Origin of the sequence: Streptomyces griseus subsp. griseus, from assembly GCF_003610995.1 — a bacterium.
Classification (GTDB): domain Bacteria; phylum Actinomycetota; class Actinomycetes; order Streptomycetales; family Streptomycetaceae; genus Streptomyces.
This window is the reverse complement of the sequence record NZ_CP032543.1, coordinates 3,085,644-3,105,515: the sequence shown is the minus strand read 5'-3', so window position 1 is coordinate 3,105,515 and position 19,872 is coordinate 3,085,644. Positions and strand designations below refer to the sequence as shown.

Here is a 19,872-nt window from a genome sequence, read left to right as displayed (position 1 = left end):
GATGGTGCCCGCGGCCGTGGTCCCGCTGCCCGCACTGCCCCTGACGCCCAACGGCAAGGTCGACCGGTCGCGGCTGCCCGAGCCGCCGAGGCTCCGGCCGGACGCGCCCGCGACGCCCGTGGCCGCCGTGACGCGGGGAAGCGCCGCCGAAGTGGTGCGGGAGATCTGGCAGGAGGTGCTGCGGCTGGACGACATCGGACCCGACGAGGACCTCTTCGACCTCGGCGGCCACTCGCTGACGATCACGGCCATCGCGGCCCGCATCCGTAAACGGCTCGGCGTCGAGGTCCCCCTCGACGTCTTCTTCGACACCCCCACGCTCACCGGCGTCTCCGACGCGGTGGACGGACTCCAGCAGACAGCGGCGGACAGCGCGGCAGTGAGGAAGAGCGGCGATGAGTGACACGACGGTGTACCAGGTGGTCGTCAACGACGAGGAGCAGCACGCGCTCTGGCCCGCCCGGACGGCGCCGCCGGCCGGCTGGCGGGTGGAGGGGTTCCAGGGCTCGGAGGAGGAGTGCATGGCGCACGTCGACCGGGTGTGGCCGGACATCCGGCCGCTCTCGCTGCGCCGCCGTCTCGCGGAGCAGACCGGCCGGGCGGCCGGGGCGGTGGACGGATGACGGCCGGGGCGGAGAGCCTCTCCGTGCTGCGCGCCCGGGTCGCGGAGCTGGTCTCCGGGGCGACGGACGGCGAGGTGACCGAGACCGAGATCCTGGAGGACGGCGGTTCGCTGACCGCGCTGGGGGTCTCCTCGCTGGCGTTCCTCCGGCTGATCGACGCCGTGGAGGAGGAGTTCGGGATCATCCTCGACCTCGACGGCCCGTTCCGCTTCCTGGACGACCTCGACGGCCTGGTGGACCACATCGCCGAGCTGACCGGGGGCGGCGATGACGATGGCTGAGCCGCGTGCGGTGGCCGAACGGGGGGCCCGGACCGGGGCCGGGGCGGACGTCGCGGCCCGTGTCGGGGCGGAGACCGGACCGGCCTCGGCCGGAGTCGCCGAGGAGGCGGCCACCGGAGCGGCCGCCAGGGGCACGGTCCCTGTCGCCGCGGAATCGCTCTCCACCGGGGAACCCGTCGTCGCCGGGGAGTCCGCCGTCACCGAGCCCGCCACGGTCACCGTGGAGTTCGGCGGTGACCGTGACGGGCGGGCGCCGCTGACCTGGGGGCAGCGGGCGATCTGGCACGCCATCCGCCGCACCGCGCCCAACGACCACTACTTCAACATCGGCCGGACCCTGCCGCTCGCCGACCGGGGGCGCCCGGTGACGGTGGCGGAGGCGGTCCAGGGCCTGGCGGCGCTGATGGGGCGTCATGAGGCGCTCCGTACCCGGCTGGAGCTCTCGTCCGACGGCCGGGACGCCGGGCAGCGGCTCGCGGCCACCGGCCTGCTCCCGGTCACCCTCGTCCGCGTCCCGGACCCGGCGGACGCCGCACACGAGGCCCGGGCCCTCGTGGACCGGCTCTCCGCCACCCGCTTCGCCTACTCCTCCGAGTGGCCGGTGCGGGCCGCCCTGGTGGCGGTCGGGGACCGGGTCACCCATGCCGTCCTGGTCCTCTGCCATCTGGCGGCCGACGGCCACGGCGCGGAGGTCCTCGTCCGGGACCTGCGCCTTCTGATCCGCCGGGGTTCGGCCGGACGCCCGCCCGCCGCCACCCCCCTCGACCTGGCCCGGGAGCAGCACGGCGACACGGGCGGGCGGCGCGGTGCGGCGGCCCTGGCGCACTGGGAGGCGGGCTACCGGGCCGCCCCCGCCACGATGTTCCCCGAACCGGTCGCGGCCCCCCGCGCCCCCCGCTTCTGGACCGGCCGGATCGTCTCACCGGCCCTGGCGCGTGCGGTCGCCGCGGTGGCCACCGCCCATCGGGTCAGCGGTTCCACGGTGCTGCTCACGGCGGCGGCGGTGCTGGTGGCGGCCGGGCAGGGGCACCGTACGGCGGCGGTCATGCCGATCGTCGGCAACCGCACGGCCCCCGGCCACCGGGACCTGGTCACCACGCTGTCGCAGGACGGCCTCTTCGTCCTGGACCTGGAGGCGGCCCGTACACCTGATCCGTCCTTCGCCGACCTGCTGCCCGCCGCCTACCGGGCGGCCCTGCGCTCCTACCGGGCCGCCGTGTACGACCCGGTGGAGTGGGACGTGCTCGGTGAGCGGATGCGTGCGGAGCGGGGGGCCGAGGTCCACCCGTACTGCTGCTTCAACGACATGCGGCTGGTGGAGCGCGCGGCCCCGCCCGGTCCCGCGCCCACCGTCGCCCAACTGGCGGAGCTGCGCGGCCGGACGGTCTTCGGGTTCCCGGCCACCCAGGAACGGGTGGCGTGCCGCTACTGCCTGCACATCACCGAGGAGGACGACGCGCTCGCGGTGTCGTTGACCGCCGACACGGCCTATCTCCCGCCGGAGACGATCCGGGCGCACCTGTACGGGATCGAGGAGCTGGTCGTCGCGGCGGCGTGCGGGCGGGCGCCGCTCCTGAGCGGGGTGGCAGAGCTGTTGGACACGGCGGGGAGGGCACGGACGTGACCGGGGGAGACGGCGGCGGCACGGGCGGGACCGGGGGAGACGACGGCGGCACGCGCCCGGCCCCCGAGGCGAGGACGGCAGGCCCCGTCGCGCCCGGTCCCGCCACCGGTGAGCCGCTCCGCGCCCGGGCCGACCGGACCTCCTGTGCCCAGGGCGACGACCTGGCCTTCCATCTGACGGGAGCCGCCGGGGCTGCCGTACGGGTCACGGTCACCGAGGTCATCGGTGAGCAGGTCCGGCTCACCGCCACGCTCCGCGCCCCCGACTGGACGCTGACCGTCCCCGAGGAGTGGCCCAGCTCCCTCTACCGCGCCACCTTCGACGTACCGGAGGAGAACCGGCCCCCACCTGCGAGGCCGAGCACGAGGTCTGGTTCGCGGTGCGCGCCGCCCGCCCCGGCACCGCCTCCCGCATCCTCGTCTCGATCCCCTTCGCCACCTGGCGGGCCTACACCCACGCCGGTCAGCCGCACCGGGGCCTGTACTACGCCGAGCAGCCCTACCGCGCGGCCCGCGTCCCCTTCGACGCCCCGGGAGGCGGCCCGCCCCCCGAGCGCTGGGAGGAGGGGTTGCTGCGCTGGCTCCCCGGCGCCGGCTACCAGGTGGACTTCTGCTCCGGCCTCGACCTGCACAACGGCGACGAACTGCTCTCCCACTACCGCATGCTGGTGGTGAACGGGCATGACGAGTACTGGTCGATGGAGATGCGCGACAGCGTCGAGGCCTTCGCCCGGCGCGGCGGCAACGTCGCCTTCTTCGCGGCCAACACCGCCTGGTGGCAGATGCGTCTGGAGGACGACGGGCGCACCATGGTCTGCCACCGGGACGCGGTGAGCGACCCGATGACGGCGATCGACCCGCGCCGCACCACCGTGGAGTGGTCCAGCGCCCCCGTCGACCGCCCGGAGAACACCATGACCGGCCTCAGCTTCCGTCGGGGTGCGGGCGCCTGGGGCGAGGGCATGGCGGTGATGGGGAAGGAGGCGTACACGGCCCGGTTCGCGGACCACTGGGCCTTCGAGGGCACCGGCCTCACCGACGGCGAACCCTTCGCGCGCGGAGCCCTCGGCTACGAGACGGACGCCTGCGCGCTGGAGTGGACCGACGGGGTGCCGAGGGCGACGGGTGTGGACGGCACCCCCGGTTCCTTCGTCGTGCTGGCCACCGCCGACCTGCGGCACTGGCGCGAGTACGGGCAGGGCGGGGCGGCCACGATGGGCGTCTTCCGGCTCGGCGCGGGCACGGTGTTCAACGCGGGGACGATCAACTGGGGGAGCGTCCTGGCGGACGACCCGGTCGTCGACCGGGTGACCCGCAACGTGCTGGACCGGCTGAGCGGCGCGGCCCCCGGCGGCGGCTGGGACGTGGCGGGCGGGCCGGACGAGGTGCGGGCGCTCGCGGCCTGCGAGTCCGTCCTGTTCGGCGCGGACACCCGGGGCAGGCTGCTCTGCCGGGCGGTCTCCGGGCAGAACCTGCCCTGGCGCCCGGTGGGGACCGCGCCGCGCGTCCTGGCGATGGCCGCGGGGCGCGAGGCGGCCGGCGGGCTGCCGCTGGAACTGTACGCGGCCACCGAGGACGGCCGGCTGCTGCGTCGCGCCCCGGAGGCCGCACCCCACGAGGAGGAGTGGGCCGAGGTGGGCGAGGTGCCCCCGGGGACGACCGGGCTGGCGCTCTGCGACGCCGGGATCTTCGCCGTGACCCCGCACGACGACACTCTGCACCACCTGTCCGCCCTGGCCCCGGACGGACCGTGGCGGGTGCTGGGGGACGCGGGCGGCGCCCTCGCCCTGGCCACGCTGAACTGCCGGCTCTGGGCGGTCACCGCCGACGGCCGGCTGCGCACCCGGCTCCCGGCGGGTCCGGCCGACGGCCCCGTCCCCTTCACGGACGCGGGGGCGCCGGGTCCGCCGCCCGGCCCGCGCACCGCCCTCGCGGCCCACGCCGGAGTCCTGTACGCGACGGTTCCGGGCGGCCCGCTGCTGGTGTGCGGGAGTCCCGCGCTGCCCGCCCGCTGAGGGCTCGCTCACGGCGGCGCGGCCGGGGGAGCCGTACCCTGGCCAGGTGCAGGGTGGCAGGGACGGGGAGGACGTCGGACATGGGTGTGGTGGCGTGGGCGCGGTGAAGAGCAAGCGGATGCCACGCGCCGTGCGGGAGCGGCAGATGATGGACGCCGCGGTGCAGACCTTCGGCCAGCGCGGTTACCGGGCCGCCTCGATGGACGAGATCGCCGAGCTGGCGGGCGTCTCCAAGCCGTTGGTCTACCTCTACCTGCACTCCAAGGAGGACCTGTTCTCCGCCTGCATCCGGCGCGAGGCGCAGGCCCTGGCGGAGGCGGTACGGGCCGGGGTCGACCCGGAGCTGCCCCCCGACGGCCAACTCTGGTCGGGGCTCCGGGCGTTCTTCACCCACACCGCGGAGAACCCGGACGGCTGGGCGGTCCTGCACCGCCAAGCGCGGTCGCACGGGGAGCCGTTCATCGGCGAGGTCCTGGGGATGCGCGACGAGATCGTCGCCTTCGTGACGGGCCTGATCGGCGCCGCCGCCCGCGAGGCGCACCGCGACCCCGCCCTCGCGGACCGCGATGTGGCGGGCCTCGCGCAGGCGTTGGTGGGCGCGGCCGAGTCGTTGGCGGGCTGGGCCAACGACACCCCGGGCGTCTCGGCGAAGGAGGCCGCGGCGACCCTGATGAACTTCGCCTGGGCGGGCCTGGAGAACCTGATGCACGCCCGCCCGTGGCAGCCGCCGGTGGACGACGCGCCGTAGGAGTCCGTACGCGGTTCAGAGCGGCCGGACGCGGGCGCGCAGGAGACAGAACTCGTTGCCCTCCGGATCGGCCAGGACGTGCCAGCTCTCGTTGCCGGTCTGCCCGACGTCGGCGGTCCTGGCGCCGAGGGCTAGGAGCCGCTCCAGTTCGGCGTCCTGGTCGCGGTCGGTGGCGCTGACGTCGATGTGCAGCCGGAGCTGCCCGGTCCGTGGCTTGCTGTTGGGGCTCAGGACGAGGGTGGGCTGCGGTCCGCCGAAGCCGGTGCCGGGCGGCCCGATCTCGATGGACCCGTCGCTCTCCCGGCCGATCTCGACATAGCCGAGGACCTCGCTCCAGAACGCGGCGAGCCGCTCGGCGTCGGCGGCTTCGATGACCAGTTCACTGATGCGGCATGCCATGGCGGCCAGTGTAGGAACCCGGCTTCTCAGAGCGCTCGCGTCACCGTCCCGGTGAGGTGGACGCGCCCGCTCGCGCTCCGCAGGGCGAAGGCGTTCCCGGCCGGGTCGGCGGCGTACGTCACGGTGGTGGGCAGCAGGACAGGAGCCCTGAAGTCGGCTCGTACGGTGCGGAGTTCACCGGCCCGCTCGTCGGGCCGGCCCTCGGCCTCCGCCAGGCAGCGGGCCACCGTCCACATGCCGTGCGCGATGGCCCGGGGGAAGCCGAAGAGGCGGGCGGTGAGGGGGTGGAGGTGGATGGGGTTACGGTCGCCGGAGACGGCTCCGTACCGCCGCCCGAGATCGCCGGGCAGCCGCCACTCGGCGGAGGCGGGGAGTTCGGGAGCCTCCTCCTTCGGGGCCGCTGCCGCCTTCGTCGCGTGCCGCGACAGATACCCGCTGCGCGACTCCCACACCAGCTCGCCGCTCACCCGCGCCTCGGTCACCATGGTGACCTCGGTGCCGCGCCGGTGAGGCGTCAACGCCTGTGCGTAGACAGTCAGTGCAAGCTCCTCGGTGTCCCGCACCGCCCGGCGGGCGGTGATCTCGATCCAGGTGTGGACGAGCCCGACCACGGGCAGCGGGAAGCCCCGCCCGGTCATCAGCCGCATGGCGAGCGGAAAGGCCAGGACATGGGGGTACGTCAGCGGGAGCGGCCCGGTCGCGGGGAAGTCGCAGATCCTGCGGTACGCGGCCAGGGGGCCGGGGGCGGCGGGGGCCGCCGGGCGGGTGAGGCGGTCGGCGGGCAGGGTGGCGCCCGGCCGCCCGGCGCGCCGGAAGGGCGAGGTGACGGCTCCGCGTACGAGGGAGGAGGTGAGGGAGGCCACCGTGCTCACGCCCCCAGCAGACTCTGGCCGCAGACCCGCAGCACCTGGCCGTTGACGGCGGTGGAGCCGGGCTGGGCGAACCAGGCGACGGCCTCGGCGACATCGACCGGAAGGCCGCCCTGGGAAAGGGAGTTCATGCGGCGGCCGGCCTCGCGGATGAAGAGGGGCACGGCCGCCGTCATCTTCGTCTCGATGAAGCCGGGCGCGACCGCGTTGACGGTCACGCCGTGGTCGGCGGCGGCGCGCGGGCCGAGCGAGCGGACGAGGCCGATGATTCCGGCCTTGCTGGCGGCGTAGTTGGTCTGGCCGGTGTTTCCGGCGATGCCGGCGATGGATGCGGTGGCGACGATCCGCCCGCCGGGTGTGAGGGTGCCCGCCTTGAGGAGTGCGTCGGTGGTGCGGAGCACGCTGTCCAGGTTGACCTCGATGACCGAAGTCCAGCGCTCGGCTGGCATGTTGGCGAGGCGGCGGTCGCGGGTGATGCCCGCGTTGTGGACGAGGACGCCGAGCCCGTCGGGTGCGGCGGCGCTGATGCGGTCGGCGGCGTCGGGTGCGGTGATGTCCAGCGGGAGGGCGGTGGCGCCGAGCCGGTCGGCGGTACGTTCCAGCTCCTCGCGGGCCCCTGGTACGTCCAGGGCGATGACCTGGGCCCCGTCGCGGGCGAGCACCGAGGCGACGGCCGCGCCGATGCCCCGGGCGGCGCCGGTGACCAGGGCGGTGCGCCCGGCGAGGGGGGCGGCCGGGTCGGCGACGGGGTCGGGGTCGGCGGAGGTGAGTTCGACGACCTGGCCGCTGACATAGGCGGAGCGCGGGGAGAGCAGGAAGCGGAGGGTGGACTCGGCGGCGTGGGCGCTCGCCCCGCCCGGAATCCGTACGAGTTGCACGGTGGAGCCCCGCCCGATCTCCTTGCCCAGCGACCGCACGAACCCTTCCAGCGCCTGCTGGGCGGCGGCCTGATGGTGGTCGCCGGCCGACGGCACCGCACCGAGGACGACGATCCGCCCGCCCGGCGCTAGGGAGCGGACGACGGGGTGCAGGGCGGCGTGGACGTCCCCGAGCCCGGTGGTGGTGGCGACCCCGGTGGCGTCGAGGACGATCGCGGCGGGCCGGTCGGCGCGGTCGGTGAGGGGGAGCCCCGTCCGGGAGAGCGCCTCCGCCACCCCCGTGACCGCCGGTGTCCCCGCCGTGAGGTGCAGCAGCGGCCCGTCCAGGTGCGGGGTCTCCAGGGTCCAGCGGCGCAGCGGGGCGGGCTGCGGGAGGCCGAGGCGACGGGTGAGGAAGCGGCCGGGTGCTGTGCCGGTGAGGTGCAGATAGCGATCGGCCATTGTCCTGACTCCCTGCTCGGTCGTAGATTTACTCCAGAGTAAGGTTACTCAAGAGTCAGGAGCTGGTCGAGATGAACAATCCCGGACGGACCGCCCCCGGACGGACTCCATGAACATCTCCGCCCCGCGCCGCGTCGCGGTCGTCGGCGGCAGCCGTACCCCCTTTGCCCGCTCGGACGGCCCGTACGCGACCGCCTCCAACCAGGACCTGCTCACTGCCGCGCTCGGCGGACTGGTGGAGCGGTACGGCCTGGCGGGGGAGCGGGTCGGCGAGTTCGTGGCGGGCGCGGTCCTCAAGCACAGCCGCGACTTCAACCTCGCCCGCGAGACCGTCCTCGGCTCGGCGCTGGACCCGCGCACCCCGGCGTACGACATCCAGCAGGCCTGCGGTACGGGCCTCCAGGCCGTGATCGCCGCCGCCAACAAGATCGCCCTGGGTGCGGTCGACTCGGCCATCGCGGGCGGCTCCGACACGGCGAGCGACGCCCCGCTCGGCGTCAACGACGAGCTGCGCCGCATCCTGCTGGCGGCCCGCCGCGCGAGGTCGACGAGGGCCCGCCTCAAGGCCCTCTCGGCCGTACGCCCCCGCCACCTGGTCCCGGACATCCCGCGCAACGCCGAGCCGCGCACCGGCCTCTCGATGGGCGAACACGCGGCCCGCACCGCCCGCCGCTGGTCGGTGAGCCGCGAGGACCAGGACCAGCTGGCCGCCACGAGCCACCAGCGCCTGGCGGCGGCGTACGAACGCGGCTTCCTGGACGACCTCGTCGTCCCGTACCAGGGCCTGACCCGCGACCAGAACCTCCGCCCGGGATCGACCGCCGGCAAACTGGCCACCCTCAAGCCGGTGTTCGGTACCTCCGACCCCAACCCCACCATGACCGCCGGGAATTCGACGCCCCTCACGGACGGCGCGGCGACGGTCCTCCTGGCCTCCGAGGAGTGGGCGCGGGAGCGGGGCTGGGAGCCCCTGGCCTACCTCACCCTCTACGAGACGGCGGCGGTGGACTACGTCGACGGCGACGAGGGCCTGCTCATGGCCCCGGCGTACGCGGTGCCGCGTCTGCTGGAGCGAGCGGGGCTGGGCATCGAGGACTTCGACCTGTACGAGATCCACGAGGCGTTCGCCTCCCAGGTGCTGGCCACCCTCGCCGCCTGGGAGAAGCAGGGCCTGCCGCCGCTGGACCGGGACCGCCTGAACGTGGCCGGCTCCTCGCTGGCGACGGGCCACCCCTTCGCCGCCACAGGAGCACGGATCGTCGCCACGCTGGCCAAGCTGCTCGCGGAACGGGAGGCCCCGGGACGTGGGTTGATCTCGATCTGCGCGGCGGGCGGCCAGGGGGTGACGGCCATTCTGGAACGCCCGTAAGGACTTCTGCGACCTGCCGGACGGACGACCCGGCGACGAAGACCCGCCCGACCCCCCGCCCCTGAGGAGCCGCACGTGTCAACGCCTTCAGCCGCCCCCACGCCCACCCTGGTGGAACCCACGAAGAAGAGAGGCCCGGACGGCCGGGTCCAGGAGGTCTCCGTACCGGCGTTCGCGCCCCCGGTCCTGCGGGGCTCGCTGGCCGAGATCCCGTTCGACAACGCCCGTGAGGCCCCGTCCGAGGCGGTGCTGAGCCGTAAGGACGCCGAGTCCACCTGGCACGACGTGACCGCCGCCGAGTTCGCCGCCGAGGTGCTGGCGGTGGCGAAGGGGTTGATGGCGGAGGGGCTGCGCGCGGGGGACCGGGTCGCGATCATGGCCCGTTCGACGTACGAGTGGACGCTGCTGGACTTCGCGGCCTGGGCGGCCGGCCTGGTGACGGTCCCCGTCTACCCCACCTCCTCCGCCTTCCAGACCCGCTGGATCCTCCAGGACTCGGGCGCGGTGGCGTGCGCGGTGGAGACGAAGGAGCAGGGCCGCCTGATCAGCCAGGAGCGCAAGCAGCTGGGCGATCTGGCGCACCTGTGGCAGTTCGACACGGGGGCGATCGGCCACCTCAAGTCGCTGGGGAAGCACATCCCCGACGAGGCGGTGTCGGCGCGCCGCGCAACGTTGGAACCGGACAGCCCCGCCACCCTGATCTACACCTCGGGCACGACGGGCCGCCCGAAGGGCTGTGTCCTCACCCACGGCAACTTCTTCGCCGAGGTGGACAACGCGATCGAACTCCTCCACCCGGTCTTCAAGTCGGTCTCCAAGGACCCGGCCTCCACGCTCCTCTTCCTCCCCCTCTCGCACGTGTTCGGGAGGATGGTGGCGATCGGCTGCATGCGGGCGAGGGTCCGCCTGGGCCACGCCCCATCGATCCAGACGGAGGACCTCCTGGCCGACCTGGCGGGCTTCCGCCCCACCTTCCTCCTGGCCATCCCGTACGTCCTGGAGAAGGTCTACAACACGGGCCGGGCGACGGCGGAGAAGATGGGCCGGGCCTCGTCGTTCGACCGCGCGGCCCGGATAGCGCAACGCTACGGCAAGGCGGTCGAGGCCGCCGAACACGGCACGGGCCCCGGGCCGGGCCTCGGCCTGCGCGCGGCCCGCGCCCTCTACGACCCCCTGGTCTACCGCCGTATCCGGGCGGCACTGGGCGGCAAGGTCCGCTATGTGATCTGCGGCGGCTCCCCGCTGGGCCGCCGGCTCGCGGCGTTCTACGAGGGCGCGGGCATCGGCATCTTCGAGGGGTACGGCCTCACGGAGACGACGGCGGCCCACACGGTGACCCCGCCCCTCAAACCCCGTCTGGGGACGGTGGGTTGGCCGCTGCCCGGTACGTCGGTACGCATCGCGGACGACGGTGAGGTGCTGCTCCGGGGCGGCCAGGTGTTCCGGGGCTACTGGGACACGGAACGCGCGGAGCCGGTCCCGTACCTGCTGGACGGCGACTGGTTCCCGACGGGCGACCTGGGCGCGCTGGACGAGGACGGCTACCTGACGATCACGGGCCGCAAGAAGGACATCATCATCACGTCGGGCGGTAAGAACGTCACCCCCGCCCCCTTGGAGGACTGGCTCCGCGCCCACCCCCTGGTCAGCCAGTGCATGGTGGTCGGCGACAACCGCTCGTACATCACGGCCCTGATCACCCTGGAGCCGGACGGCCTCCAGCACTGGCGCCAGATGGTGAAGAAACAGGACGTGCCGCTGAGGGAGTTGGTCCACGACGAGGACCTCCGCACGTCCTTGCAGAAGGCGGTGGACGAGGCGAACCGCCTGGTGTCGCGCGCGGAGTCGATCCGGAAGTTCACGGTGCTGCCGGTGGACTTCACGGAGGAGAAGGGCCACCTGACGCCGTCGCTGAAGCTGAAGAGGGATGCGATCGCGCGGGACTTCGCGGGGGAGATCGAGGGGTTGTACCGGCGGTGAGGGGGGTGGGCACAGGTCGGCTCCTTCTCCTCCCGGGCGCTCATCGAGGAGCGGGCCCGCGCCTGCGGTGCCGTGCTGGTCTTCGAGGGGGCCGCCGACGGGGGAGCCCTGAAGACCGCCCGCAAGGGCTGCGGCGCGTTCCAGGTCTCCGTCGCGGGCCGGGCCTCGCACGCCGGGCTGGAGCCGGAAGCCGGGATCAACGCCCTCGTCGAGGCCGCGCACCAGGTGCTGGACATCGCCGCACTCAGCCGTCCCGAGCTCGGGACGACGGTCACCCCGACCGTCGCGTCCGCCGCCCTGGGCGTGCCGACGCCGGACGGCCTGGGAGCGGTCGGCGGCGGTGCCCGCGCCGACCACGAGTACGTCGTCATCGACGCCATGGCCGAGCGCACAGCCGGCGGCCGGGCTGGTGAGGGCCATTCGCCGGGCTCAGGGGCGTCCGGTCCAGGCCTCTCCGGTCAGCGTGTCGGAGTAAATTCGCTACCGCCCCGGCCGCCGAGGACGGAGACTCGCCTCATGGCGGACATGGAGGAGTTCCGGGAGGCGGTCACCGCATGGGCCGCCGGCGACCCCGGCGCCCCCGCCCGTGACCTGGCCGGACAGCTCACCGTACGGACCGCCGTCCTACTCGAAGGCCCGAGCGACGCCGCCGCCGTCAACGCGCTGGCCGAGAGCCGTGGCCGGGACCTCGCCGCCGAAGGGGTCTGCGTCCTCCCCATGGGCGGCGCGATGAGCGTCGCCCGCTTCGCCGGCCTTCTCGGGCCCTCCGGCCTGGGCATCCGCCTCACCGGCCTCTGCGACGAGCGGGAGCGCGGCTTCTACGCGCGAGGGTGGGAGCGGGCCGGGGCGGGGGCGGAGCAGGAGTTCTTCGTCTGCGCGGCCGACCTGGAGGAGGAGCTGATCCGTGCCCTCGGTGTGTCCCGGGTCGAGGAACTCATCGAAGCCGAGGGTGATGTGCGCGCCCTGCGGATCTTCCTGCGCCAGCCGGCCCAGCAAGGCCGTTCCCCGCAGCAGCAGTTGAGGCGGTTCCTCGGCACGAAGAAGGGGCGCAAGATTCACTACGGCCGCGTCCTGGCCGAAGCCCTCGACGCCGGCCGCGTGCCCGCCCCACTCGACGACCTGCTCGCCCACCTCTGACCCGAGGGTTCCCAGGTCACGCGGTCTGTCCAGCCGGCCCGGATTGCGGCACCCTGGAGTCCGTTCAACTCGCGTAGACTCCATGGCACTTCGCACACCCCGCACCCCACTGCACGGTTGTCGACCCGGAGGATCCCCGCCCATGCGCCGCTCTCCCCGAGTACGTTCCCGTACGCGTACGAGCCTCCTCGCCCTGCTCACACTCCTCGGCGGACTGCTCACCGTCACCGCCACCGCGTCCCCCGCCGCCGCAGCGCCCAACTTCAAGGCGCCGTACGCCTGCGGCCAGCAGTGGACCTACAGCCACCACTCCGCCGAGGTCAGACGGGCCCTGGACTTCGTCCGCACCGACGGCGGCGCCACCGCCGGCTCCCCGGTCCTCGCCTCCGCCCCCGGCACGGCCTACCGCCACTCCCAGCCCAGCGGCGCGGGCAACTACATCTCCATCGACCACGGCGGCGGCTGGCAGACCTACTACTTCCACCTCAACGCCTTCTCCGTCGCCAACGGGGCCCAGGTCGGCCAGGGCCAGCAGATCGGCACCACCGGGTCCACCGGCAACAGCTCCGGCGCCCATATCCACTACGAGCAGCTCCTCAACGGAGTCGGCCAGAACATCGTCATCAACGGCCAGTCGCTGAGCCCCTATCCAGGCTCGTACTACGCCAAGTACCTGACCAGCGACAACGGTTGCGGCGGAGGCGGAAGGTCCTGGGTCGACACCTTCGCCAACGCCACGGGTTACGCCGCCCCCAACACCGCGGACGCGCAGGGCACCCTCAACGCCGGCACGAACTACGTCTACTGCAAGGTGTGGGGCGCCCGCGTCGGGACGGCGACCCAGTTCAACCACTGGTGGCTGCGCACCGACCTGGACTCGGTGTACCCGGGCAAGAACGGCCGCAACGCCTACGTCTCCGCGTACTACCTCTCCCGCTGGGGCAACGACGAGGCCCGTGACAACAACGGCGCGGTGATCCCGAACTGCTGACCGCACCCTCCCCATGATCCCGTGCACGGGAGGGCCGCGGCGGCTTCCTTCCCGTGCACGGCCTGCCCGACAGCGCCTGGGTGAAAGTCCTCTTACAGCGGCGACAACGGCGGGACGTGCGTCGAGACCCAGCCGATGCCGGATGTCCCTGGTGACCGCATAGCCCCCGGTCATGCGGTCACTGGCCGTGGGCTACCGCCCGTGACCCGCAGGCATCGGTACCCAGTGGACCATCCCCCGGCGCAGAAGCCGACGGTGATCGGCGATCCGGTCGTCCGGCGGTACGAGCGGGACCCGCACGGTGACCATGGACCAGCCCTCGTCCTCCACGACCACCTCGGGGCACTCGCGCTCGCCGGTCAGTCGGATGAACAGGGACGGGCCGCGGCTCATTTCCCTCCGGGCCGCGTCCTCGCCGACGTCCGGCCGGTCCAGGACGGCATGGAGCACCGGATCGGCGCCCTCGGCCTCGCCCTCAACGCCCTGGTCTCCTGTCACACCGGGTGTCAGCCGCCCGGCGTACGGTCTGGGCATGGCTAGTCAGAAATCCTCCGGGCAATCGATACATGACTTCGCGACCTGGCAGCCCGTGCTGAGGCTCTTGCGGGCCGCCAAGGCGGACAAGACCGGTGCCGAGCCCATACACGTGGCGGGTCGCATCGGGCGAGGCGGTTGGAGTCTGGCCCTCCCGCGCCCGTTGCCGCCACCCGGTCGAGCCTCCCAGGCCGAGGACATACAGGACGAGCTCGACGCGGTGGAGCGGGTGCAGACCGCGATGGTCGGTGTCGACGACGTCTCATTCTCGGCGGAGATCGAACCTACCGGGACGACCGTGCTTCGTCTGCTCGGCTCCAGCCCGGCGGTGGAGCCCGGGATCGGAACCCCTCATCCTGGCGCACTCATCCTGGTCGAAGACTCTCTTCCCGAGCCTTGGCGCCGCCTCCCCGATCCGACGCGTGAAGCGAGGCCGGCCTCCTCGGCGGACCCGATCGTGCTGGAGCGGACGCTGCGGGAACGGCTACCCGACGCCATCGGCGCGACGGAGGAGGAGATCGCCGCCGCCGAAGCACGCCTGGGCGTCCGCCTGCCAGAGGAACTCAAGGTGCTCTACCGGGTGACCCGGGCGCGCTGGGAGGACTGGGGCGACGACCACGAGACCGCAGATGCCGTCTTCGAAGCGGTGCGCTGTGAGCTCTCCTCCGTGGACGACCTGTACATCGCCGAGGCCTCGACCCGCGACTGCCGCTGGGAGCACGCCGCCATGGAGGCGGTCGTCACGCGCCCCGACGCCCTGGTACAGGGCGTCGTCGGGTCACCCGGGTGGATCGTTTTCGGCGAGAACGGCGGAGGAGACCAGTTGGCGGTCGACCTGACGCCAGGCCCGCGCGGACACACCGGGCAGATCATCCTGCTCAGTCACGAAGAGAGCATCGGGGCCGAGTTGCTGGCCGACTCACTCACCGACTGGGTCCAGGACCGGGAGGCGCACGAGCGTAGGCACCGCACAGACGAGTCACCGTTCGTGGCCTACGTCAACCACGCGAGCATCACGAGCGTCCGGGAAGCCGCCCACCCCGGCCTGGAAGTCCTCTCGATAGGGGTGTGGGACGGCGCACCCTTCAGCCTCGCCCCGGTCTTCGGGCTGCCCCGCCTGCGCACCCTCACCGCGTACGCCGGAACGCTCGCCGACCCGCTGGAGATCGCCGAGCTCACCGGCCTGGAATTCCTGGAACTCGGCCCGCAGGATTGGCGCGTCCTTCTGGACTCCGGCGCCGTCCCCCGGAGCCTGTCGGCTGCGTCCATCAAGGCGTACGGCGACCAGGACCCCCTGCCCATCGTGGCCATCGCCAACGAGATTCTGGCTCTCTGGGACCGGCCCCAGATCATCCAGACTGTTCTGGAGGGAAACCTCGGACCCCTTGCATAGGGTCGCAAGGCCAGGATTCCCACTCCTCCAGCTGAGGCGGTCGAGGACCTCCTCCGCGCCGCCCGGCAGCTCGACTCCCTCGACTCGCTCACCGACACCGGGGTGGAGCGGCTCGTCGTCGAGGGGTAGGCGAGGTGGCGACGAGGGGGGCTTCGGGGCAGTTTCCGGGCGCCCCCTCACTCGAAGAACTTCAGGCTCCACCCCGTGTCCGCGTTGGGCCCCGGCACGTTCGCCCGCGAGTACGTCGTGTTCCCCCACCACACGAACGACCCGGTGTACCAGTACCGGTTGGCCCAGGAGTACGGCGTGCCCTTCGGGACCGCGTGGAACATCGACGGGAACCTCTGGCCCGCCGGCGGGCTCGTGTCGATGTCGCCGTTCAGCAGTACGAACGTGTGGTGGCCGGGGCCGTTCACGTACAGCGTCGGGTCCCAACCCGCCATCATTGTGGACCGGTTGGAGCCGAACAGGCAGCCGTTCGACTTGTACCAGTCCCATACGTTCGTGGGGTCGCCGCCTGCCCGCAGCCGCAGGTCCGCCAGGCAGTACTGCTCGCTCCAGCTGCCGTTGGCCGAATAGACGATGTGCAGCTGGCCGTTCGGGTCCTTGATGGCCTCCGGGCTCTCGTTGATGAACGGGTCGCCCACCACCCGCTCCCAGCTCTCGCGCGGCTGGGAAATGATGTACCGGGCGCCCGTGGGCTGCGTCGGGCTGCTCATGCGGGCGATGTAGAGGTTCTGCTCCACGTTCGTGTCGCCCGCCCAGCCCGACCAGACGAACCAGCGCTGCCCGTTGAAGGTGAACAGGGTGCCGTCGATCGCCCACTTGCCGTCCGGCAGGGCGAGTTGCGTCTCGGCGCCGTAGCCGCTGTCGGAGGTGGCGGAGCTGATCACGAACATGCGGTGCGCCGCGCCCCGGCCCGCCGTGAAGTAGATGTAGTACCGGCCGCCGTCCATCACGATCTCCGGGGCCCACACCTCGCCCCGGTCGCGGGTGTCCGACCAGACCTGGCGGGCGGGGGCCGTGGCCAGGCCGTCCGTCGACGACGCCTGGCGTACGGCGATGCCTCCGCCGGTCGACTGGACGCCTACGTACGTGCTGCCCACCCGCAGGACGCTCGGGTCGGCCGCCCGCAGACTCGTCTGGCCCTGCGGGGCCAACTCGGCCGCGGACGGAGCGCCTTGGGCTGTGGTGGGGGAGGAGAGGAAAAGGGCGGCCATGAGGACGCCGGCCAGTGCCAGGACGCCCAGGGCGGAAGAGCGGCGGAACGGACTCATCGGTTGGGCTCGCTCCCTCGTGTGCCTCCGGTGGTTGGTGCTCGGGCTGGGGCGCGGGAGCGAATGGAGGCTGCGGGGGTGGGGGGCGGCCCTGCCCGGTGCGCTCGGCCAGGTGGGGTTTACATCGATGGAAGAGCGCTCTCGCAGCATCCCGCCGGCGGGTGAGAGTGTCAACGGGCCGTGCGCGAAGTTGTGTTGGGCCCCGGGTCAGTGCGGCCAGATCGGCGGGTCCGTGACGAAGTGGCCGCCCACCCCCGCGTGCGCCGGGTTCGCCGGGTCCAGCTCGCCCTGCTCGGCCACCAGCTTCGCCGCGTACGGCTCCGAGTCGTCCTGCGGGGCGTAGCCCAGTGCGCGCGCCGTCGACAGGTCCCACCACAGGCGGGTGTTGGCGGACGAGCCGTAGACCACCGTGTGACCCACCGCCTCGGCGGTCAGCGCCGCGTGGAACAGGCGCGCCCCGTCGGCCGGGCTCATCCAGACCGACAGCATCCGTACGGAGGTCGGCTCCGGGAAGCAGGAGCCGATCCGGACCGACACCGTCTCCAGGCCGTACCTGTCCCAGTAGAGCTGTGCCAGGTCCTCGCCGAAGGACTTCGACAGGCCGTAGAAGGTGTCCGGGCGGCGCGGGGTGTCGATCGGGACCGGCGGGTCGCCGGGTCGGGGGCGCGGGGTGTAGCCGATCGCGTGGTTTGAGGATGCGAACACGATGCGGGCCACGCCCTCCTCGCGGGCGGCCTCGTAGAGGTTGTACGTGCCCTCGATGTTCGCGCGCAGGATCTTGTCGAAGGTCGATTCCAGGGAGATGCCCGCCAGGTGGATCACCGCGTCGACCCCGCGCACTGCCGCGCGTAGTGCCTTTTGATCCGCCAAGTCAGCGGTGATGGCGGTTGGTTCGCCCTTGACCGGGACCAGGTCGAGGAGCCGGAGCTCGTATCCGTACGCCGGCAGCAAGGCCCGCATCAGGGTGCCCAGGCCGCCTGCGGCGCCGGTCAGCAGGATGGTGCGGGGGACAGGCATGCGGGGTCTCCTCGGTGCGGAGCGCCGGGGGTCCGACCGGCTCTCGCCCTCGGCGGCATCGTCAGTATCGCGGACGTTGTCCACATGCGTGAGCAAGCTAGGAGAGTGTCGACGGGCACGTCAACCCCTGTGAGGGTGCCCCTGTCGGCGGTCCGCACAGGGCTGGGGGCTGATCCGCCGGCGCCAAGGCCCGGCCGTGGGGCGGAGGAGCTCCCCGCGCGACGTGCACCCCTGAACAGCGGCTCTGTCGTCCTGGCACACCGGCCCCTAGCATGCTCGGCATGTTGCTCAACGGGGGAATCTCAGGCGACGTCATCGTGCCGTTGCTGCTCATCGGCGGAGTCATAGCCCTGCTCGTGCGGTACGAGGGGCGCAAGGACCGCCTCGACGCCGTGACCAGCTCAGGCTGCGGAGGCTGCCTGATCGTGGTGCTGCTGTTGTTCCTGGTGCTGGTGGCCCTCGGAGGCGCCGCCGAGCGCTAGCCGCCCAACATCGATCACCGCTCACCCACTACCGATCGCAGGCCGCAAGGCCGATCCCGAGCCGCAGGCCCAGGCGTACGGCCCAGGGCCCAGGCGTACGGCGCGGAACCGCAAGCCCGCCCGTACGCCGAAAGGGCCCCACCGCAGCGAGCGATGGGGCCCCTCCTGGTCACACACGTACGCCTCAGGCGTCGGAGCCCACCTTGCGGCGGCGCACCACGAACATCGCGCCCGCACCGAGTGCCAGGGCCGCACCGCTCGTCAGGGCGAGCTGCGTGGTGGTGTCGGAGGAGCCGGTCGCGGCGAGGGTGCCGCCCGTGGTGTCCACCGGGACGCTCGAACCCGAGCCCTGCGGGGTGGCTCCGGAGCCTGCGGCCGGGGTGCTGGTGCTGGGCGTGGGGGCCGGCTTGGCGCCGGGCTTGCCGGTCGCCGCCTTGATGTCGAACTCGTTGACGGCCGCGTCGGGCGTCAGGCCGCAGGAGCCGTCCTTGTTGAAGTAGTCACCCGCGATGAAGGTGAGGCCCTGCCCGGCCGGCGTCTTGGCATCGACGTCCAGGCGCAGCTTGATCTCCGCCTGCTCGCCGGGCTTCAGCGCACCGATGGCGTCGATGTAGAGGTCACCGTCGACGGTCTGCCACTTCGGGGACTTCTCGGTCGACCACTTCAGCTTCAGGTAGGTGGCGATGTCCTTGGAACCGCCCTTGTCGGTGGCGTGGAGGCTCGCGTACGTGAGGACCTTCTCCATCTCCTTGTCGCTGCCGTTGGCCACCCGCACGGAGAAGGCGGTCCTGGTGCCGGCGGTGACCTTGGAGGGGAAGCCCTTCACGACCGTGGTGAGGCCGGGCTCGTCGACGCAGTCGCCGCCGCCCGGGTTCTCCTCCTCTTCCCTCTTTGCGCGCTCCAGGGCCGCGTCGGCGGCCGTGGAGGCGGCCAGCGCCTTCTTCGTGGCGTCCTGCGCCGTGCTGAGGGCCCTGAAGGCCTCGACCTTCGCATCGTCGGAGAGCTTGCGCGCCGCCTTGGCGTCGGCCTCGGCGGTGGTGGCCGTCGTCGCCGCGGCCTCGGCGGCCGTCTTGGCGTCGGCGAGGGTCTTCTCCGCGCCGGCCCTCTCCGCCTCGGTGGCCTCCTCGGTCAGGGCGTCGAGGACGTCCTGCGCGTCCGTGACCGCCGTGTCGGCCTTGAACTTCGCGGTGGCGGCGTCGTCCGCGGCCTTCCGGGCGGCCTTGGCCGCCACGGTGAGGGGCGCGGTGTCGGAGACCGCGTCCTCCACGGCCTGGTAGGCGGCCTTCTCGGCCGCGAAGGCTTCCTCGTACGCCTTCTGCGCCTCGGCCGCCGCCTTTTCGAGCTCCTTGACGGTCGGCTTGGCCGGCGTCTGTGCGCCGGGCTTCGTGTCGGCGAACGCGGGCGTGACGGAGAGTATGACGGCAGGCGTCGTCACGGCGACGGCGACGGCCGTGGCGAGAATGCGGCGAATCTTCACATGAGCCCTTTGTGATCCGGGACGAGGAATGGGAGCGGCCGTCCCGGCAGTAGGGATCATGCGGGTGGCCTGCGGTGATGGTAGGGCGGACCTATGGGCGTACGGGGGCAATTACCCCGTCGCGGCGGACGGGCCGGTGCCGCTCCTGCCAGACAGAGAGAGCCAAAAGGGGCAGTTGCTCTCCGGTGCTGTGCTTTTCCTGTGATCAACGCCATGGAAAAGGGATTCGGGAATCCGTGTCGCTGGTGCGCCTGCATTTTCCGTCCACCCAACCGGAGCTGCGCATGCACATTTACCAAGGGGGAGTGCGGGCGGTGCCGGCACCCTCACCCCTTGTC

The 19,872-nt window shown here is 72.7% G+C and carries 18 protein-coding genes and 2 pseudogenes; 13 read left to right on the top strand and 7 right to left on the bottom strand.

Features of this window, described 5'->3' with window-relative positions:
• Nucleotide 1 precedes the first annotated feature (1 nt).
• The 6 genes and pseudogenes from D6270_RS33055 (at nucleotide 2) to D6270_RS13980 (ending at nucleotide 5,290) form a co-directional block, all read left to right on the top strand.
• Nucleotides 2-403, top strand: coding sequence for a phosphopantetheine-binding protein (locus tag D6270_RS33055; RefSeq protein WP_264081546.1), 402 nt, complete (start codon nucleotides 2-4; stop codon nucleotides 401-403).
• The gene (locus D6270_RS14000) at nucleotides 396-623 is read left to right on the top strand and encodes an MbtH family protein (protein ID WP_109165092.1); all 228 of its coding nucleotides are present in this window, start codon (nucleotides 396-398) and stop codon (nucleotides 621-623) included. The genes D6270_RS33055 and D6270_RS14000 overlap by 8 nt, the downstream gene beginning before the upstream one ends.
• On the top strand, nucleotides 620-904 hold the full coding sequence (locus D6270_RS13995; RefSeq protein ID WP_109165093.1) for a phosphopantetheine-binding protein: 285 nt from the start codon (nucleotides 620-622) through the stop codon (nucleotides 902-904). Before D6270_RS14000 ends, D6270_RS13995 begins: the two co-directional genes overlap by 4 nt.
• Complete coding sequence (locus D6270_RS13990; protein WP_225976848.1) at nucleotides 897-2,528, top strand: condensation domain-containing protein; 1,632 nt, start codon at nucleotides 897-899, stop codon at nucleotides 2,526-2,528. Before D6270_RS13995 ends, D6270_RS13990 begins: the two co-directional genes overlap by 8 nt.
• 161 nt (nucleotides 2,529-2,689) lie before the next feature.
• A pseudogene (locus tag D6270_RS13985) lies at nucleotides 2,690-4,542 on the top strand (N,N-dimethylformamidase beta subunit family domain-containing protein).
• 118 nt (nucleotides 4,543-4,660) lie between these two features.
• Nucleotides 4,661-5,290 (top strand): TetR/AcrR family transcriptional regulator, encoded by a 630-nt coding sequence (locus D6270_RS13980; RefSeq protein WP_202418951.1) that lies wholly within the window; start codon nucleotides 4,661-4,663, stop codon nucleotides 5,288-5,290.
• Nucleotides 5,291-5,305: 15 nt separating this feature from the next.
• Here D6270_RS13980 and D6270_RS13975 read toward each other — a convergent pair whose 3' ends face one another.
• From D6270_RS13975 to D6270_RS13965, 3 genes are read right to left on the bottom strand one after another with little or no spacing between them, the layout of a single operon-like run.
• Nucleotides 5,306-5,689, bottom strand: a complete 384-nt coding sequence (locus tag D6270_RS13975) for a VOC family protein (RefSeq protein ID WP_109165095.1) — start codon at nucleotides 5,687-5,689, stop codon at nucleotides 5,306-5,308.
• Nucleotides 5,690-5,715: 26 nt separating this feature from the next.
• Entirely contained in the window at nucleotides 5,716-6,552 is an 837-nt protein-coding gene (locus tag D6270_RS13970) for a MaoC family dehydratase (RefSeq protein WP_109167454.1), read from the bottom strand.
• A 5-nt stretch (nucleotides 6,553-6,557) separates the two neighbouring features.
• The gene (locus tag D6270_RS13965) at nucleotides 6,558-7,877 is read right to left on the bottom strand and encodes a 3-oxoacyl-ACP reductase (RefSeq protein WP_109165096.1); all 1,320 of its coding nucleotides are present in this window, start codon (nucleotides 7,875-7,877) and stop codon (nucleotides 6,558-6,560) included.
• Nucleotides 7,878-7,986: 109 nt separating this feature from the next.
• On the opposite strand from D6270_RS13965, the gene D6270_RS13960 reads away from it, so the two are divergent.
• The 5 genes and pseudogenes from D6270_RS13960 to D6270_RS13945 all read left to right on the top strand — a co-directional run bounded on the left by D6270_RS13960 (nucleotide 7,987) and on the right by D6270_RS13945 (nucleotide 13,354).
• On the top strand, nucleotides 7,987-9,246 hold the full coding sequence (locus D6270_RS13960) for an acetyl-CoA C-acetyltransferase (RefSeq protein WP_109165097.1): 1,260 nt from the start codon (nucleotides 7,987-7,989) through the stop codon (nucleotides 9,244-9,246).
• 75 nt (nucleotides 9,247-9,321) lie between these two features.
• Nucleotides 9,322-11,226 (top strand): AMP-dependent synthetase/ligase, encoded by a 1,905-nt coding sequence (locus D6270_RS13955; protein WP_109165098.1) that lies wholly within the window; start codon nucleotides 9,322-9,324, stop codon nucleotides 11,224-11,226.
• A 72-nt stretch (nucleotides 11,227-11,298) separates the two neighbouring features.
• A pseudogene (locus tag D6270_RS33050) lies at nucleotides 11,299-11,499 on the top strand (peptidase dimerization domain-containing protein); the annotation flags it as partial.
• Nucleotides 11,500-11,742: 243 nt separating this feature from the next.
• On the top strand, nucleotides 11,743-12,363 hold the full coding sequence (locus tag D6270_RS33045; RefSeq protein ID WP_225977052.1) for a TOPRIM nucleotidyl transferase/hydrolase domain-containing protein: 621 nt from the start codon (nucleotides 11,743-11,745) through the stop codon (nucleotides 12,361-12,363).
• 142 nt (nucleotides 12,364-12,505) lie between these two features.
• Nucleotides 12,506-13,354 (top strand): M23 family metallopeptidase, encoded by an 849-nt coding sequence (locus D6270_RS13945; RefSeq protein ID WP_109165100.1) that lies wholly within the window; start codon nucleotides 12,506-12,508, stop codon nucleotides 13,352-13,354.
• A 192-nt stretch (nucleotides 13,355-13,546) separates the two neighbouring features.
• On the opposite strand, the gene D6270_RS13940 is transcribed toward D6270_RS13945, so the two are convergent.
• Nucleotides 13,547-13,888: a DUF5959 family protein gene (locus D6270_RS13940; RefSeq protein WP_109165101.1), complete on the bottom strand. Its 342-nt coding sequence runs from the start codon at nucleotides 13,886-13,888 to the stop codon at nucleotides 13,547-13,549.
• Between D6270_RS13940 and D6270_RS13935 the strand changes: the two genes are divergently transcribed.
• Nucleotides 13,887-15,281, top strand: a complete 1,395-nt coding sequence (locus tag D6270_RS13935) for an SMI1/KNR4 family protein (RefSeq protein WP_162600274.1) — start codon at nucleotides 13,887-13,889, stop codon at nucleotides 15,279-15,281. The genes D6270_RS13940 and D6270_RS13935 overlap by 2 nt on opposite strands.
• A 176-nt stretch (nucleotides 15,282-15,457) precedes the next feature.
• Here the strand turns inward: D6270_RS13935 and D6270_RS13930 are convergent, their stop codons facing one another.
• Nucleotides 15,458-16,558 carry a glycoside hydrolase family 43 protein gene (locus D6270_RS13930; protein WP_109165103.1) on the bottom strand — a complete coding sequence of 367 codons (1,101 nt, stop codon included), beginning with the start codon at nucleotides 16,556-16,558 and terminating at the stop codon, nucleotides 15,458-15,460.
• A 207-nt stretch (nucleotides 16,559-16,765) separates the two neighbouring features.
• Entirely contained in the window at nucleotides 16,766-17,575 is an 810-nt protein-coding gene (locus D6270_RS13925) for an NAD-dependent epimerase/dehydratase family protein (RefSeq protein ID WP_109165104.1), read from the bottom strand.
• Between the two features lie 281 nt (nucleotides 17,576-17,856).
• Between D6270_RS13925 and D6270_RS13920 the strand changes: the two genes are divergently transcribed.
• A complete protein-coding gene (locus D6270_RS13920; RefSeq protein WP_158650517.1) occupies nucleotides 17,857-18,057 on the top strand; it encodes a hypothetical protein in 201 nt (66 codons plus the stop codon).
• Nucleotides 18,058-18,241: 184 nt separating this feature from the next.
• Here D6270_RS13920 and D6270_RS13915 read toward each other — a convergent pair whose 3' ends face one another.
• Nucleotides 18,242-19,534, bottom strand: a complete 1,293-nt coding sequence (locus tag D6270_RS13915; protein ID WP_109165106.1) for a peptidase — start codon at nucleotides 19,532-19,534, stop codon at nucleotides 18,242-18,244.
• Nucleotides 19,535-19,872 lie beyond the last annotated feature (338 nt).

Bases quoted from the DNA above. Each gene is read 5' to 3' on its own strand.
- D6270_RS13930 (WP_109165103.1), bottom strand. From the start codon at position 16,558: ATGAGTCCGTTCCGCCGCTCTTCCGCCCTGGGCGTCCTGGCACTGGCC.
- D6270_RS33055 (WP_264081546.1), top strand. From the start codon at position 2: ATGGTGCCCGCGGCCGTGGTCCCGCTGCCCGCACTGCCCCTGACGCCC.
- D6270_RS13975 (WP_109165095.1), bottom strand. From the start codon at position 5,689: ATGGCATGCCGCATCAGTGAACTGGTCATCGAAGCCGCCGACGCCGAG.
- D6270_RS13940 (WP_109165101.1), bottom strand. From the start codon at position 13,888: ATGCCCAGACCGTACGCCGGGCGGCTGACACCCGGTGTGACAGGAGAC.
- D6270_RS13925 (WP_109165104.1), bottom strand. From the start codon at position 17,575: ATGCCTGTCCCCCGCACCATCCTGCTGACCGGCGCCGCAGGCGGCCTG.
- D6270_RS13935 (WP_162600274.1), top strand. From the start codon at position 13,887: ATGGCTAGTCAGAAATCCTCCGGGCAATCGATACATGACTTCGCGACC.
- D6270_RS13990 (WP_225976848.1), top strand. From the start codon at position 897: ATGGCTGAGCCGCGTGCGGTGGCCGAACGGGGGGCCCGGACCGGGGCC.
- D6270_RS33045 (WP_225977052.1), top strand. From the start codon at position 11,743: ATGGCGGACATGGAGGAGTTCCGGGAGGCGGTCACCGCATGGGCCGCC.
- D6270_RS13995 (WP_109165093.1), top strand. From the start codon at position 620: ATGACGGCCGGGGCGGAGAGCCTCTCCGTGCTGCGCGCCCGGGTCGCG.
- D6270_RS13960 (WP_109165097.1), top strand. From the start codon at position 7,987: ATGAACATCTCCGCCCCGCGCCGCGTCGCGGTCGTCGGCGGCAGCCGT.
- D6270_RS14000 (WP_109165092.1), top strand. From the start codon at position 396: ATGAGTGACACGACGGTGTACCAGGTGGTCGTCAACGACGAGGAGCAG.
- D6270_RS13945 (WP_109165100.1), top strand. From the start codon at position 12,506: ATGCGCCGCTCTCCCCGAGTACGTTCCCGTACGCGTACGAGCCTCCTC.
- D6270_RS13920 (WP_158650517.1), top strand. From the start codon at position 17,857: ATGTTGCTCAACGGGGGAATCTCAGGCGACGTCATCGTGCCGTTGCTG.
- D6270_RS13965 (WP_109165096.1), bottom strand. From the start codon at position 7,877: ATGGCCGATCGCTATCTGCACCTCACCGGCACAGCACCCGGCCGCTTC.
- D6270_RS13980 (WP_202418951.1), top strand. From the start codon at position 4,661: ATGCCACGCGCCGTGCGGGAGCGGCAGATGATGGACGCCGCGGTGCAG.